Raw genomic sequence first — 16,326 nt, forward strand, 5'->3', positions numbered from 1 at the left:
GATGCCCCGTCCGAGCTGGATCGCAGCCGCCGCTGCCCTGGGGACCGCGCTGGCCTTGCCGCTGTTCGCGCAGCCCCAGGCGCAAGCCCCGTCCCCGGCGCCAACGCCCTCCCAGGCCGTGAAGGTGACGCCCCTGGGCGGCATCGACGGCGAGTTCTGCCCGCAGGACCGCGCCCTCGTGTTCGAGGACCCGAACGGCACGCGCATCCTCTACGACCCGGGCCGCACGGTCGCCGGCGCCACCGATCCCCGCCTGGGCAAGATCGACATCGTCCTCGTGAGCCACATGCACGGCGACCACGTGGGCAACGCGCACAACAAGGCGCCGAACTCGGGCACCTGCGCGCAGCCGGACGTGTCCGTGTCGGCGCTGCCCAATTCCAGCGCCGTCAACATCGCACTGGCGAAGAAGTCGAAGATCGTCACCGGCAGCGAGATGCCGGCCTTCTTCGCCGCCAAGCTGCGCGCCAACGGCGGCAATCCGGCCGACTCGATCCTGGCGCGCTTCGGCGGCAGCGTCACGGTCGGCGGCGTGCGCATCGCGACCGTGCAGGCGCTGCACAGCAACGGACTCGATCCCGACTACATCGGCGGCGAGCTGGGCAAGGCGATGAAGGAGGCCGGCATCGCCGGCGACGTGGGCCTGGCCACCGGCTACGTGCTGCGCTTCAGCAACGGCCTCGCCGCCTACCTGTCCGGCGACACCGGCATCACCGCCGACCAGGAACTGGTGGTGCGCAACCACTACCAGGCGAAGCTCGCCGTGATGAACATCGGCGACGGCTTCACCACCGGGCCGGTCGAGGCCGCCTATGTGATCAACGAACTGGTCAAGCCCGCCTCCGTGATCGCCTCGCATGCCAACGAAGTCGGCACCGTCGGCGGCAAGGTGCGCCCGGGCAGCAAGACCGAGGCCTTCGCCAAGGCGGTGAAGGTGCCGGTGCACATTCCGCTGTCGGGCCGGACGATGGAGTTCGACGCCGGCGGCAAGTGCACGGCGGGCTGCTGAATCCGCAATCACAAAAGGGTCTCGACCGCCGCGGCGGGCGCGCACTAAGCTGTGCGCGGCGCGGATCCCCCGCGACGCGAGGTGCTGACATGAAGTATTCGGTGACGGCGCTCCTTGGCAGCGCGGCCCTGGCCCTGTCCCTGGCGGCCTTCGGCGCCGGCGGCGGGGGTGGCGACGAGATGCCCCCCCGGGTCAAGAACACGGACCCCGACTACGTGGCGGGCATGGACGCCGTCCAGCGCAAGGACTGGCAGCAGGTGGTGGTGCGCATGGATGCCTACATCAAGCGCAAGCCCGAGGATGCCGACGCGTGGACCCAGCTCGGCCACGCGCACCGCCTCACCGGCAGCATCGAGCCCGCGCTCGACGCCTACGACAAGGCCCTCAAGATCAATCCGAAGCACCGCGGCGCGCGCGAATACCTGGGCGAGGCCTACCTGCAGATGAACGACCTGCCGCGGGCCGAGGGGGAGCTGAAGGTGCTCGACAAGCTGTGCTTCCTCCCCTGCGAGGAATACACGGACCTCAAGGCCAAGATCAACGACTACAAGAAGACGAAGCAGGCGACCGGTTCCTGAGTCGCCGCGGCGGCGGCGCACAATCCGCGCGTGACGATCCGCCGCCTCTACCTCGCCGGGCCCGACGTGTTCCGGCCCGACGCCGCCGACCATGGCCGCCAGCTCGTGGCGCTCTGCGCGGAGCACGGCTACGAAGCCGTGTTCCCGCTGGCCGAATCGCTGCCGCGGGACCTGCCCTCGCCGCAGGCGCTGGCCGCGCACATCTACGGCGCCAACATCGCCCACATTGAACGCTGCGACGCGGTGCTCGCCAACCTCGACTTCTTCCGCGGGCCGGAGCCGGACAGCGGCACCTGCTTCGAGGTCGGCTACGCGGTTGCCCGCGGCAAGCCGGTGATCGGCTACGTGCCCGAGGCGGGCAGCTACGCGCACCGCATCCGCAAGCGCCACCCGGACGCGACGGGCGAAGGCGACGTGGACGCCAGCGGCTGGCAGCTGGAGGAGTTCGGGCTGCCCCTCAACCTGATGCTCGGCGTGCCCTGCCGGATCGTGGTGGGCGACCTGCGCGCCGCGCTGGCCGCCCTGCACGAGGCGCGCTCAGCGCCCGCCTGAGCCGCCCGCGTCGCCGGCGAGCTGCGAGCGCAGGCGCTCATCACGCCGGCCTCGCTGTCGCGCGTGGCCTTCACCAGGATCATGAAACGCATGGCGTTCTCCTTTCACTTGCACGACGAAGCAGGCGGGGGGATTTTCGACCGGCCCCGGGGAAGACCCCGGGCCTGGGGGGTGCTGGGCCCGGCAGCCCCACTGTTGGGGAAGTAACCGCGGTCCGCCCAGCCACCAAATCGTGGCCGGAAAGGGCCAGGATTCCAATCTCGGCCCGCCTCGGCAAGCGCATCTCCTTGATTTCCCAAGGAAAACCCGTGGCCGCCCAGGCGGCGGGGGGATGGCCCCGGAAGCTGGCCCGCATCCTGCATTTATCTTTACGTTCCGGCGCCGGGTCCCCCCGGCGGTGGAGCAGGCAAGGAAACCAGGAGAGCGAATATGCCCCATCGGAGGTGCCAATCCTGCATGCCTTCACCGGCATGGCACTTTCGATGGGGCGCCCTTTTCGCCCCGGCACAAGAACGAGCGCGCAATCATGGCAGACCGTCGTGAACTGGAAGCAGACTTCATCGCCGAATCCCGCGTCTTCGTGGGCCTGTTCGGCCACACGTACGGCGCGCAGATGGAATGGGCCCAGCGCGTGATGCCGCGCGAGGCCGCCGACCACTACATCGAATCCTGGTGGCAGGGCCGCCAGACCTCGCTGCGCTACCTTCGCTGGCTGGCCGAGCGCCTGCGCCAGGAAGCCGGCAGCGAGGCGGGCGTATGGCTCGACAGCTTCGCCAGCACCAGTTCCGCGGTCCTGCAGCGGATGGAGGAGCGCGCGAAGAACGCGGCGCCGGGCGCCATCGCCTGAACTCGCCTCCAGGCCCGCCCCGCGTCGTCGCCGGGCCGGCACGCCGGGTGCCAGCCCGGCGGTGCAATCTTCCCTAGAAGCCGACCGCCTTCCGTGGGACACGCGGCAGGACTTTTCACCTACAAGGTTGGCCTTCCGTTCGTGCCAACGTGGCTGGCAGAAGTACCCGCCCTGCCGAGTAGCTGGCATGAAGCCGAACGCGTATCCCGTGACCGCCGAGGCGGAGCCGCCCGCCGAGTCAAGCGTGTCCGGCAGCGAGTACCAGGCGCTGTTCGACGCCACCGACGAGGGCTTCTGCATCATCCGGCTGCTGCTGGACCCCGGGGGCGAGCCGGTCGACGGCGTGTTCCTGAAGGCCAATCCCAGCTTCGAGCGGCAGAGCGGGATGGCGGACGTGATCGGCAGGAACATGCGGGCGCTGCCGATCGCCCGCGAGGCCGACCACTGGCTGCGCGTGCTCGGAAGCGTGGTGCGCACCGGCCAGTCCATCCGCATGAGCGACCGCTCGGAGCCGCTCGGGCGCTGGTTCGACGTGCATGCCTTCCGCATCGGCGAGCCCGCGCAGGCGCTGGTCGCGGTGCGCTTCAGCGACATCACCCACCGTCGCCAGGTCGAGGAGAGGCTGGGCAGCGTGCGCCGCATCCAGACGGTGGGCGTGCTGTTCTGGGGCCAGGATTTCAGGCTGGTCGACGTCAACGACGGCTTCCTCGAGATGTCCGGCTACGCGCGCGACGAGGCGATCGGCCTCACCTGGCAGCAGCTGGCCCCGCCGGAATTCCACCGGATCTCGCGCAGGGCGGTGCAGCAGGTCATGACGGCGGGCGAGACCACGCCCTACGAGAAGCAGTACATCCGCAAGGACGGCACGCGCTGGTGGGGCCTGTTCGCGGCGCGCCGCGTCGGCGACGAGGTGGTCGAGTTCGTGCTCGATGTCACCGAGCGCAAGCAGGCGGAGGAGGCCCTCAGGGAGGCCGACCGCCGCAAGGACGAATTCCTCGCGACCCTCGCCCACGAGCTGCGCAACCCGCTGGCGCCGATCCGCACCGGGCTGCACATCCTGCGGCGCAGCCTGCCGCCCGAGCCGATGCCGCTGCGGACCCTCGCGGTGATGGACCGCCAGCTCGATCACCTGGTGCGGCTGGTGGACGACCTGCTGGACATCGCCCGCATCGGCGCCGGCAAGGTCCGCATCGAGCGGCAGGTGGTGTCGATGCGCGAGGTGCTGGCGCGCAGCGTCGAGGCGACGCAGGCGGCGATCGACGGCAAGGGGCACAGCCTGGACATCTCCCTGTGCGACGAGGACTGCCACGTGGAGGGCGACCTGGACCGGCTCGCGCAGGTGTTCTCCAACCTGTTGTCCAATGCCGCCAAGTACACGCCGCCGGGCGGTCGCATCCGCCTGGAGGTGCTGGCCCGTCCCGACCATGCGCTGGTCCGCGTCAGCGACACCGGCTTCGGCATCCCGAAGGAGCAGCAGGACCACGTGTTCGAGCTGTTCTCGCAGGTTCGCGACCACCAGCGGCACGCGGAAGGCGGGCTGGGCATCGGCCTGTCCCTGGTGCACAGCCTGGTGGAGCTGCACGGCGGCACCGTGCACGTGGAGAGCGACGGGCCGGGCCAGGGCAGCCGTTTCTGCGTCCGGCTGCCGCGGGTGGCCCCGCCCGCCGCCGCCTCCTCGCGCGCGCAGGAGCTGCTGCCGGCCGCCGCCTGCCGCATCCTGGTCGCGGACGACAATGCGGACGCCGCCGAGACGCTCGCCCTGCTGCTGGAAGCGGACGGGCACGAAGTGATGACCGCTGGCAACGGCGTGGAGGCGATCGCGCGGGTGCGGCAGTTCGCGCCGCAGGTGGCCTTCCTCGACCTGGAGATGCCGGTGATGGGCGGGCTGGAGGCCGCCCGCCGGATCCGGGCCCTGCCCGAAGGCGGCGCGGTCAAGCTGGTGGCGCTGACCGGCTGGGGCCAGACCAGCGACCGGGAGCGCACGCGGGAAGCCGGGTTCGACCTGCACCTGGTCAAGCCGCTGGGCGCGCAGGCGCTGCAGGAGGCGCTGGCGCAGCTGCGCGCGTAGGCGGCACAAGGAAGATTTTTCGTCGATTGCGGGAGAGGGGTGCTATCGGCGGAGAGCGCACTGGGTTCGAATTGGCTCGGTCATGTGCTGGCTCGCTTCGTTGCCAGTGGGCCCGTCCTGGTCCTGCGCCGCGCGCGGATCAGGCAGCTTCCCTCGCGTACCTGCTTGTTGCGGGGGACGGCTGCGGCACGCGTCACCGGAGCCGCTGCGCACGAACCCGGCGCGGCGCAGGACCAGAGCGGGGCTGTCCGGCTCGGCGACATAGAGGAGGAGGCGCGGGCGCGGCGCTCACCCAGGGCCGCGAGTCTCATCCGCGCCGGGGGACAGTCGCAGAGACGGACAGCCCCGTTCTGGTCCGGCAAGAAAGCCGCTGCGCGCACCCGCGAATTCCGACCGAAGCAAAAAAAATGGCCCGGCGCTTGCCGGGCCTACGGTGATACAGCTTCCGCTGCATCACCCCTTCAGGATCTGTGTTGTGTGGCTTTTGTCTCGTGCCGGACGGGACTGGCGTCGTGGGGACGGGCAGTGCGCTGGTTCCTCGGGCGGTCACGAGCAAGCATCAACTGGGTCCAATGCTGAGGCCTCCTCGCTGACCGGAATCTGACCTCGGGCCTCGATGAAACTACTTACGTGTTCCCCTCAGACGAAAGGCGTCGGGGTACAGTGCCCGCTCCCATGACGATGCAAGCGCACGACCTGCACCGGATCGCCGTCGACGCGATGCGCGCGCGCGGCCTGCTGCCCGCCTTCGCGCCGCAGGCCCTGCAGGAGGCGGAGGCGGCGCGGGCCGCCGGCCCGGAGCGCAATGGCGCGATCCGCGACCTGCGCCAGCTGGACTGGTTTTCCATCGACAACGACGACACCCGCGACCTCGACCAGCTGAGTGTCGCCGAGCCGCTGCCCGGCGACACGGCGCGGCTGCGGGTCGCGGTGGCGGACGTCGATGCCATGGTGCGCCCCGGCGGCGCCGTGGACGGCCACGCGGGCGTCAATACGACTTCGGTCTACACGGCGGCGGGCACCTTCCCGATGCTGCCCGAGGTGCTGTCCACCGACCTGACCTCCCTGCACGAAGGGCAGGAGCGGCTCGCGCTGGTGGTGGACATGCAGGTGGCACCGGACGGGAGCGTGACCGCGGCGGAGCTCTACCGCGCCGCCGTGCTCAATCGGGCGAAGCTGGGCTACGACGGCGTCTCGCAATGGCTGGATGGCGCGGGGCCGGCGCCGCCGCAGCTCGCGCAGGTGGCGGGACTGGAAGCGCAGTTGCGCCTGCACGACCTGCTCGCCGCGCGACTGCGGCAATGGCGCCATCGGCGCGGCGCGCTCAACGTGAACACAGTGTCGGCGCGCCCGGTGTTCGAGGACGGTCGGCTGGTGGACCTGCGGCCCGACGAGAAGAACCGGGCCAAGGACCTGATCGCCGACGTGATGATCGCGGCCAATGCGGCGACGGCGCGCTTCCTGGTGGAGCAGGGCTTTCCCTCGCTGCGCCGCTTCCTGCAGTCGCCGCGGCGCTGGGACCGCATCGAGGCGCTGGCCGCCGGCTTCGGCGTGGCGCTGCCGGACGCGCCGGACCCGCTCGCGCTGGACCGCTTCCTGCGCGAGCGCCGCAGCGTCGACCCGGAGGGCTTCGCCGACCTGTCGCTGCGGATCGTGAAGATGCTGGGCCCGGGCGAGTACGCGGCGGCGGCGCCGGGCGCGACGGGTACGGGGCACTTCGGCCTGGCTGTCAGCGACTATGCGCACTCCACCGCGCCGAACCGGCGCTATCCGGACCTCGTCACGCAGCGGCTGCTGAAGGCCGCCCTGGCCGGCGACGCGCCACCCTATTCCTTCGAGACGCTGTCGGCGATTGCCCGCCACTGCACGCTGCAGGAGGACAACGCCAACCGGGTGGAGCGCCAGGTGCTCAAGGCGGCGGCGGCCTGGCTGCTGCGCGACCGCATCGGCGAGCGCTTCGACGCGATCGTGACCGGCGCCGCGCCCAAGGGCACCTTCGTGCGCATCGCACGCCCGTTGCTGGAGGGGCGGCTGGTGCGCGGCTTCGAGGGCGCGGACGTCGGCGACGCCCTGCGGGTGCGGCTGGTGGCCGTGGACCCGGGGCAGGGCTTCATCGACTTCGAGCGGGTCTAGGCTCCTAGGGGCGGTCGACCACCACCTCGCTCACCTGCACGATCGGCTGCAGGTCCGTGTAGTTCGGGATATCGCCCAGGATCTCGGCGGCATTGGCGCCGAAGGCCTTCTGGAACTCCTCGGCCGACTCGCAGTAGAGGTGGCACATGCCGACGAAGGGCGCGGGCGCGCCGGGCGCGCCGCCGGCCAGGCCCTTGTCCACCGTGTAGTACAGGCAGGCGCTGCCGAGGCGCTCCTTCACCAGGGGCATGTGCTTGTCGCGGTAGTAGGCGTGATCGAAGCGGGCGCCTTCGCGCTGCGGATAGAGGACGCTGACCTTCACCATGGTGTGTCTCCTGGCTCGTTGTGGGGGATGCAGGCTAGCCGCGACTGTAGCGGGGGCGGGCGGCGCGCGCCACCCTCAAGCGGTACACGCGGCCACGACCAGAGCTAGGAGAACGACGCACGCCAGCAGCACTGCGCCCACGAGTTGCGCGAGCAGCTTCACCGTGGCGAGATGGGCTCTCGTGGTCATGGAGGGAAGTGTGGGCTCCGGACCATGAATGAAGCCTGAACGAAACCGCGCAACGAGGCGTAAGCGCGGTTGCGGGAACGCGAACTGTCGACGCGGTCCGCCACGAATTGCAGCGCTTGGCCTACAGGAGGAGTAGGCTGCCAGCCTGAGATTGGCCCTCACCCGTTCAGCCAGGAGACAACGATGCCACGTGGATCGAGCAACAAACGCGAACGCCAGTACGAGCACATCAAGGAGAGCTACGAGGCACGCGGCCAGAAGGGCCGCGCCGAGGAGATCGCCGCGCGCACGGTGAACAAGGAACGGGCGGAAGCCGGCGAGGCCAAGAGCTCGCGGGGCACTTCGTCGCGCAAGAGTTCCTCGGGGACTGCGTCGCGCAAGAAGGCCGCGGGGACTTCCTCGCGCAGCAGCTCGGGCCGCGCGAGCGCGAGCCGCAGCAGCACGAGCCGCAGCACCACCGGCACCAAGAGCCGCAGCACCTCCAGTCGCCCGAGCGCGAGCAGCGGTTCCAGCACCCGCAGCAGTTCCGGCACGGCGGCGAAGAGCCGCAGTTCCGGTACGGCGTCGAAGAGCCGCAGCAGTTCGGGCCGCGCGAGCGCCAGCAGCGGAACGAAGACTCGCAGCAGCTCGAGCCGTCCGAGCGCGAGCAGCGCAAAGAAGAGCCGCAGCAGCTCCAGCCGCCCAAGCGCGAGCACTGGCACTAAGAGCCGCAGCAGCTCCACCCGCAGCAGTTCCAGCCGCCCGAGCGCCAGCAGCGGAACGAAGAGCCGCAGCAGCGCGAGCAGCGCAAAGAAGAGCCGCAGCAGCTCCAGCCGCCCCAGCGCGAGCACCGGCACGAAGAGTCGCAGCAGCGCGAGCAGCGGCACGAAGAGTCGCAGCAGCGCGAGCAGCGGCACGAAGAGCCGTGCAAGCTCCAGCCGTCCCAGCGCCAGCAGCGGAACGAAGACCCGCAGCAGCTCCGGCCGCACCTCCAGCCGCCCGAGCGCCAGCAGTGCGCGTCGCACCAACTCCAGCCGCGGCAGCGCCTCGCGCACCGCTTCCAGCCGCAGCAGCAGCCGCTGACACCTCCGGCGGCGCCGCTGCGCGCCGCGGACCCGATGCCCGGACGCCCGCCTGGCTGCGTCCGGGCGCAATTCTTCACGCTGTGCGGCAGTGGCTGCGCCGCCGTTGCCGTCTGTCGGTTCCGTCCTACGCGATGACGGGAAGAACTCCTCGACACTGGCGCGCGCTTCGCCGCGAACTTCGAAGTTCAGGCTGAGGCTTTTCCGTCCCGATCACCTCAGCGCCGCCGTCCGCAGTGCATCACAACAGTCCAACAACGCGGGCCGCGGCATCGACCTCGCGTCGCAGTGCGTCCGTGCCCGTGCCGGTGCGCCTGCGTGCGCGTGCAGCAGTCACGCGGAGACACCATGGACCAGGCAGTCACTCCCTCGCCGAAGAAGAAGAACAGCAAGCCCGTCGCGCGGGGACAGGCCGGCAAACCCGCCGCCGTCGCGCGCACCGCCGCGGCCAGGCCGGCGGGGAAGACGCCGCCGATCCAGACGCATCCGTACGAGGTGGCGGAGGCCCGCTCCCGCCAGCTGCTCGCCGCGCTCATGGCCTTTGCCGGCGGCGACTTCCGCGTGCGGCTGCCCTCCGACTGGTCCGGCGTGGACGCGCGCATCGCCGAGGCCTTCAACCAGAGCATCTCCAACGCCGACCGCATCACGCATGAAGCGGCGCGGGTGTCCAACACCGTCGGCAAGGAAGGCCGGCTCACGCAGCGCATCTCCGCCCCGGGCGCGGTCGGCAGCTGGGCGGAGCAGGTGGACTCGTTCAACACCCTCATCGACGACCTCGTGCGGCCCACGAACGACATCGCCCGCACCATCGGCGCCGTCGCCAAGGGAGACCTCGGCCAGCCGATGGACCTGCAGGTCGACGGCCGACCCCTGAAGGGCGAGTTCCTGCGTTCGGCCAAGCTGGTGAACACCATGATCGAGCAGCTCTCGGTCTTCACCTCCGAAGTGACGCGGGTGGCGCGCGAGGTCGGCACCGAAGGCAAGCTGGGCGGGCAGGCCAAGGTGAAGGGCGTGTCCGGCGTGTGGAAGGACCTGACCGACTCCGTCAACCAGATGGCCGGCAACCTCACGGCGCAGGTGCGCAACATCGCCGACGTGACGATCGCGGTGGCCAACGGCGACCTGTCCAAGAAGATCACCGTGGACGTGCGCGGCGAGATCCTGCAGCTGAAGGAAGCCACCAACACCATGGTGGACCAGCTGCGCTCCTTCGCCTCGGAAGTGACGCGGGTGGCGCGCGAAGTGGGCACCGACGGCCGCCTCGGCGGCCAGGCCGTGGTGCCGGGCGTGGCCGGCACCTGGAAGGACCTGACCGACTCGGTCAACTCCATGGCCAACAACCTGACCTCCCAGGTGCGCAACATCGCCACCGTGACGACGGCCGTGGCGCGCGGCGACCTGTCGCGCAAGATCACCGTGGACGTGAAAGGCGAGATCCTGGAGCTGAAGGAAACCATCAACACGATGGTGGACCAGCTCAATGGCTTCGCCTCCGAAGTGACGCGGGTGGCGCGCGAGGTCGGCACCGAAGGCAAGCTGGGCGGGCAGGCGCAGGTGCCCGGCATCGCCGGCACCTGGAAGGACCTCACCGACTCGGTGAACTCCATGGCCTCCAACCTCACGGGCCAGGTGCGCAACATCGCCGGCGTGGCCACCGCCATCGCCCGCGGCGACCTCTCGCGCAAGATCACCGTGGAGGTGAAGGGCGAGATCCTGGAACTGAAGGAAACCATCAACACGATGGTGGACCAGCTCAATGGCTTCGCCTCCGAGGTGACACGGGTGGCGCGCGAGGTGGGCACGGAAGGCAAGCTCGGCGGCCAGGCCCAGGTGCCTGGTGTGGCGGGCACGTGGAAGGACCTTACCGACAACGTGAACTTCATGGCCTCCAACCTCACGGGCCAGGTGCGCAACATCGCGGAGGTGACCACCGCGGTGGCCAACGGCGACCTGTCCAAGAAGATCACGGTGGACGTGCGCGGCGAGGTGCTGGAGCTGAAGAACACCATCAACACCATGGTGGACCAGCTCAACGCCTTCGCCTCCGAGGTCTCCCGGGTGGCGCGCGAGGTGGGCACCGACGGCAAGCTGGGCGGCCAGGCGCAGGTGCCGGGCGTGGCGGGCACCTGGAAGGACCTGACCGACAACGTCAACTCGATGGCGTCCAACCTGACCAACCAGGTGCGCAACATCGCCGAGGTGACGACGGCCGTGGCCCGAGGCGACCTGTCCAAGAAGATCACGGTGGACGTGCGCGGCGAGATCCTGGAGCTGAAGAACACCATCAACACGATGGTCGACCAGCTCAACGGCTTCGCCGGCGAGGTGTCGCGGGTGGCGCGCGAGGTGGGCACCGAGGGCAAGCTCGGGGGCCAGGCGCAGGTGCCGGGCGTGGCGGGCACCTGGAAGGACCTGACGGACAACGTCAACTCGATGGCCAACAACCTGACGGCGCAGGTTCGCAACATCGCGGACGTGGCGACCGCCGTGGCCAACGGCGACCTGTCCAAGAAGATCACGGTGGACGTGAAGGGCGAGATCCTGGAGCTGAAGAACACCCTCAACACCATGGTGGACCAGCTCAACGGCTTTGCCTCCGAGGTGACGCGCGTCGCGCGCGAAGTGGGCACCGAAGGCAAGCTGGGCGGCCAGGCCATCGTGCGCGGCGTGGCCGGCACCTGGAAGGACCTGACGGACAACGTCAACTCGATGGCGAACAACCTGACCGGCCAGGTCCGCAACATCGCGGAAGTGACGACCGCCGTGGCCCGCGGCGATCTCTCGCGCAAGATCACCGTGGAGGTGAAGGGCGAGATCCTGGAGCTGAAGAACACCATCAACACCATGGTGGACCAGCTCAATGGCTTCGCTTCCGAAGTGACTCGCGTCGCGCGCGAAGTGGGCACCGAAGGCAAGCTCGGGGGCCAGGCCCAGGTGCCGGGCGTGGCGGGCACCTGGAAGGACCTGACCGACAACGTGAACTTCATGGCGAGCAACCTGACCGACCAGGTGCGCAACATCGCCGACGTCGCCACCGCCATCGCGCGCGGCGACCTGTCGAAGAAGATCACGGTGGACGTGCGCGGCGAGATCCTGCAGTTGAAGCAGACCATCAACACCATGGTGGACCAGCTCAATGCGTTCGCCGGCGAGGTCTCGCGGGTGGCGCGCGAGGTGGGCACCGAAGGCAAGCTGGGTGGCCAGGCCGCGGTGGAAGGCGTGGCCGGGACCTGGAAGGACCTGACGGACAACGTCAACTCGATGGCGTCCAACCTGACCAACCAGGTGCGCAACATCGCGGAAGTGACCATCGCGGTGGCCAACGGGGACCTGTCCAAGAAGATCACCGTCGACGTGCGCGGCGAGATCCTGGAGCTGAAGGAAACCATCAACACCATGGTGGACCAGCTCAACGCCTTCGCCGCCGAAGTGTCGCGGGTGGCGCGCGAGGTGGGCACCGAGGGCAAGCTCGGCGGCCAGGCGCAGGTGCCAGGCGTGGCGGGCACCTGGAAGGACCTGACGGACAACGTCAACTCCATGGCCAACAACCTCACCGGCCAGGTCCGCAACATCGCCGACGTGGCCACCGCCATCGCGCGCGGCGACCTGGGCCGCAAGATCACGGTGGACGTGAAGGGCGAGATCCTGCAGCTGAAGGAAACCATCAACACGATGGTCGACCAGCTCTCCGCCTTCGCCTCCGAGGTGACGCGGGTGGCGCGCGAGGTGGGCTCCGAGGGCAAGCTGGGCGGCCAGGCCACGGTGCCCGGCGTGGCGGGCACCTGGAAGGACCTGACGGACAACGTCAACTCGATGGCGTCCAACCTCACGAACCAGGTGCGCAACATCGCGGAGGTGACCATCGCGGTGGCCAACGGCGACCTGTCCAAGAAGATCACGGTGGACGTGCGCGGCGAGATCCTGCAGCTGAAGGAAACCATCAACACGATGGTGGAGCAGCTGCGCTCCTTCGCCTCCGAGGTGACGCGGGTGGCCCGCGAAGTGGGCACCGAAGGGCGCCTGGGCGTGCAGGCGGTGGTGCCGGGCGTGGCCGGCACCTGGAAGGACCTGACCGACTCCGTCAACACCATGGGCGCCAACCTCACCTCGCAGGTGCGCAACATCGCCGAGGTGACCACGGCCGTGGCGCGCGGCGACCTGAACCGCAAGATCACGGTGGACGTGAAGGGCGAGATCCTGGAGCTGAAGAACACCATCAACACGATGGTCGACCAGCTCAACTCCTTCGCCAACGAAGTGACCCGCGTGGCGCGCGAGGTGGGCACCGAGGGCAAGCTGGGCGGCCAGGCCCAGGTGGGCGGCGTCGGCGGCACCTGGAAGGACCTCACCGACAACGTGAACTTCATGGCTTCCAACCTCACCGAACAGGTGCGCGGCATCGTGAAGGTGGTGACCGCCGTGGCCAACGGCAACCTGAGCCAGCGCCTCACGGTGCAGGCCAAGGGCGAGGTGGCGGCGCTGGCCGACACCATCAACAACATGACCGACACGCTGGCCACCTTCGCCGACCAGGTGACCAACGTGGCGCGCGAGGTGGGCGTGGAAGGGCGGCTGGGCGGCCAGGCCAACGTGCCGGGCGCGGCGGGCACCTGGAAGGACCTCACGGGCAACGTGAACCTGCTGGCGGCCAACCTCACGACCCAGGTGCGCGCGATCGCCGAAGTGGCCACCGCCGTGACCAAGGGCGACCTGACGCGCTCGATCCAGGTGGACGCCAAGGGCGAGGTGTCCGACCTGAAGGACAACATCAACACCATGATCTCCAACCTGCGGGAGACCACGGAACGCAACCGCGAGCAGGACTGGCTGAAGACCAACCTGGCGCGCTTCACCGGCATGCTGCAGGGCGAGCGCGACCTCAGCGCGGTGGGCAAGATGCTGCTGTCCGAGCTGGCGCCGCTGGTCAACGCGCACCAGGGCAGCATCTACCACAACAACCCGGCCGAGAACGCCGGCGAACTGGTGGTGCTGGCGACCTATGCGCAATCCGGCAGCGTGGAGCTGTCGGACACCATCCGCCTCGGCGAAGGCCTGGTCGGCGAGTGCGCGCTGCAGAACCGCCGCATCCTGCTGAGCGACGTGCCTCCGCAGTACGTGCGCATCGAATCGAGCCTGGGCCGCTCCGACACGCTGAGCGTGGTCGTGCTGCCGGTGCTGTACGAGAACCAGACGAAGGCGGTGATCGAACTGGCCTCGCTGCAGCCCTTCACCGCGGTGAACCTGAACTTCCTCGACCAGCTCGCGCTCGGCATCGGCGCCGTGTTCAACACCATCGAGGCGACGATGCGCACCGAGGGCCTGCTGAAGCAGTCCCAGAACCTCACCGCCGAACTGCAGGCGCGCCAGATCGAACTGCAGCAGACCAACGAGGAACTGGGCACCAAGGCCCGCCTGCTGGCGGAGCAGAACGCCGAGGTGGAGCGCAAGAACTCGGAAGTGGAGCAGGCCCGCCGCGCGCTGGAGGAGAAGGCGTCCGAGCTGGCGCTCACCTCCAAGTACAAGTCCGAATTCCTGGCCAACATGTCGCACGAGCTGCGCACGCCGCTGAACTCGATCCTGATCCTGTCGCAGCAGCTGGCCGAGAACACCGCGGGCAACCTCACGCCCAAGCAGGTGGAGTTCTCGCGCAACATCAACTCCTCGGGCTCCGACCTGCTGAACCTGATCAACGACATCCTGGACCTGTCCAAGATCGAGTCCGGCACGGTGACGGTGGACATCGAGGAGATCCCGTTCTGGGGCCTGCGCGAAAGCCTCGACCGCAACTTCCGCCACGTGGCGGAGCAGAAGAATCTGCCGCTGCACATCCGCTTCGCGGACGACCTGCCCCGCACCATGGACAGCGATCCCAAGCGCCTGCAGCAGATCCTGAAGAACCTGCTGTCCAACGCCGTGAAGTTCACGGCCCACGGGCACGTGGAAGTGCGCGTCGGGCTGGCCGAGGCCGGCTGGAGCGCCGACCACCCGGTGCTGTCGCAGGCGCAGCACGTCGTCGCGTTCGCGGTGGAGGACACCGGCATCGGCGTGCCGCCGGAGAAGCAGCGCCTGATCTTCGAGGCCTTCCAGCAGGCCGACGCCGGCACCTCGCGCAAGTACGGCGGCACCGGCCTGGGCCTGGCCATCTCGCGCGAGCTGGCGGTGCTGCTGGGCGGCGAGATCCGGCTGCAGTCGGTGCCGGGCCAGGGCAGCACCTTCACCCTGTACCTCCCGCTGCACTATGCGGGCCCCGACCCGGCGACGGTCAACGCACGCCGGTCCAAGGCGCCCGAGACCACGGTGATCACGCTGCCGGTCGCGCGCGAGGAGCACATCGCCGACGACCGCGAGACCATCCAGCCCGGCGACCCGGTGCTGCTGGTGATCGAGGACGATCCGCACTACGCCCGCATCCTGCTGGGGCTGGCGCGCGACAACGGCTTCAAGGGCCTGGTCGCCACCAAGGGGGCGATCGGCCTTTCGCTGGCGCGCCAGTACCTGCCGACCGCGGTCTCGCTGGACATCTTCCTGCCCGACATGCTGGGGTGGACGGTGCTGAACCAGCTCAAGCTGGAACCGACCCTGCGCCACATCCCGGTGCAGATCGTGACCCTGGAGGAAGAGCGCCAGCACGGCCTGTCGCACGGCGCCTTCAACTACCTGCTGAAGGAGCCCACGACCGACGGCCTGGAGGCGGCCTTCGAGCGGCTGAAGGAATTCGTGCAGCCGCGCACCAAGCGCCTGCTGGTGGTGGAGGACAACGAGGTGGAGCGCGAGGCCGTGGTCGAACTGCTCGGCTACGACGACATCGACATCGCCACGGCCGGCAGCGGCGAAGCGGCGCTCACGGCGATGAAGCGCCAGCCCTTCGACTGCGTGGTGCTGGACCTGCGCCTGCCGGACATGAGCGGCTTCGACCTGCTGGAGCAGATGAAGGGCGACCAGGCGCTGTCGGCGGTGCCGGTGGTGGTCTTCACCGGCAAGGAGCTCAGCGAGGAGGAGCACCTGCGCCTCCACTCCCTGGCCAAGAGCATCGTGCTGAAGGACGTGCAGTCGCCCGAACGCCTGCTGGACGAGACGGCGCTGTTCCTGCACCGCGTGATCGCGGAACTGCCGCCGGACAAGCAGGCCATGCTGGATCGCCTGCACAATTCCGCGGAGGTGCTGCGCGGGCGCAAGGTGCTGATCGTGGACGACGACGCGCGCAACATCTTCGCGCTGACCTCGGTGCTCGAGAACCACGACGTGGACGTGATCAGCGCCACCAACGGCCGCCAGGCCATCGACATCATCCAGGACACGCCGGAACTGGAGATGGTGCTGATGGACATCATGATGCCGGAGATGGACGGCTACGAGACCATGCGCGAGATCCGCAAGGACCCCGCCTTCCGCATGCTGCCCATCGTGGCCCTCACGGCCAAGGCCATGAAGGGCGACCGCGAAAAATGCCTGGAGGCCGGCGCCAGCGACTACATCGCCAAGCCCGTCAACACCGACCAGCTGCTGTCGCTGATGCGGGTGTGGCTGTTCCGTTGAGGAAATGACGTGCGGAACGTGACGGAGA

At 69.2% G+C, this 16,326-nt stretch carries 9 protein-coding genes; 7 read left to right on the top strand and 2 right to left on the bottom strand.

What is annotated here, in order from left to right; translation table 11 throughout:
• Position 1: 1 nt before the first annotated feature.
• From JJ685_RS17095 to JJ685_RS17120, 6 genes are all read left to right on the top strand, one after another.
• Complete coding sequence (locus JJ685_RS17095; protein WP_201675531.1) at positions 2–1,009, top strand: MBL fold metallo-hydrolase; 1,008 nt, start codon at positions 2–4, stop codon at positions 1,007–1,009.
• Positions 1,010–1,098: 89 nt separating this feature from the next.
• Positions 1,099–1,587 carry a tetratricopeptide repeat protein gene (locus JJ685_RS17100; protein ID WP_201675532.1) on the top strand — a complete coding sequence of 163 codons (489 nt, stop codon included), beginning with the start codon at positions 1,099–1,101 and terminating at the stop codon, positions 1,585–1,587.
• A gap of 36 nt (positions 1,588–1,623) precedes the next feature.
• Positions 1,624–2,139 (top strand): nucleoside 2-deoxyribosyltransferase, encoded by a 516-nt coding sequence (locus tag JJ685_RS17105; protein ID WP_201675822.1) that lies wholly within the window; start codon positions 1,624–1,626, stop codon positions 2,137–2,139.
• Positions 2,140–2,665: 526 nt separating this feature from the next.
• A complete protein-coding gene (locus tag JJ685_RS17110) occupies positions 2,666–2,986 on the top strand; it encodes a hypothetical protein (RefSeq protein ID WP_201675533.1) in 321 nt (106 codons plus the stop codon).
• Positions 2,987–3,173: 187 nt separating this feature from the next.
• Complete coding sequence (locus tag JJ685_RS17115; protein ID WP_201675534.1) at positions 3,174–5,054, top strand: PAS domain-containing hybrid sensor histidine kinase/response regulator; 1,881 nt, start codon at positions 3,174–3,176, stop codon at positions 5,052–5,054.
• A 675-nt stretch (positions 5,055–5,729) separates the two neighbouring features.
• Positions 5,730–7,187 (top strand): RNB domain-containing ribonuclease, encoded by a 1,458-nt coding sequence (locus JJ685_RS17120; protein WP_236599088.1) that lies wholly within the window; start codon positions 5,730–5,732, stop codon positions 7,185–7,187.
• 4 nt (positions 7,188–7,191) lie between these two features.
• On the opposite strand, the gene JJ685_RS17125 is transcribed toward JJ685_RS17120, so the two are convergent.
• Complete coding sequence (locus JJ685_RS17125) at positions 7,192–7,512, bottom strand: EthD family reductase (RefSeq protein WP_201675535.1); 321 nt, start codon at positions 7,510–7,512, stop codon at positions 7,192–7,194.
• A gap of 428 nt (positions 7,513–7,940) precedes the next feature.
• Complete coding sequence (locus JJ685_RS30435; RefSeq protein ID WP_201675536.1) at positions 7,941–8,735, bottom strand: hypothetical protein; 795 nt, start codon at positions 8,733–8,735, stop codon at positions 7,941–7,943.
• Between the two features lie 375 nt (positions 8,736–9,110).
• Here JJ685_RS30435 and JJ685_RS17135 point away from each other — a divergent pair, with 375 nt between their 5' ends.
• Positions 9,111–16,298, top strand: coding sequence for a HAMP domain-containing protein (locus JJ685_RS17135; RefSeq protein ID WP_201675537.1), 7,188 nt, complete (start codon positions 9,111–9,113; stop codon positions 16,296–16,298).
• Positions 16,299–16,326 lie beyond the last annotated feature (28 nt).

Source organism: Ramlibacter monticola, assembly GCF_016722785.1.
In the GTDB taxonomy this organism is placed as follows: Bacteria; Pseudomonadota; Gammaproteobacteria; order Burkholderiales; family Burkholderiaceae_C; genus Ramlibacter; species Ramlibacter monticola.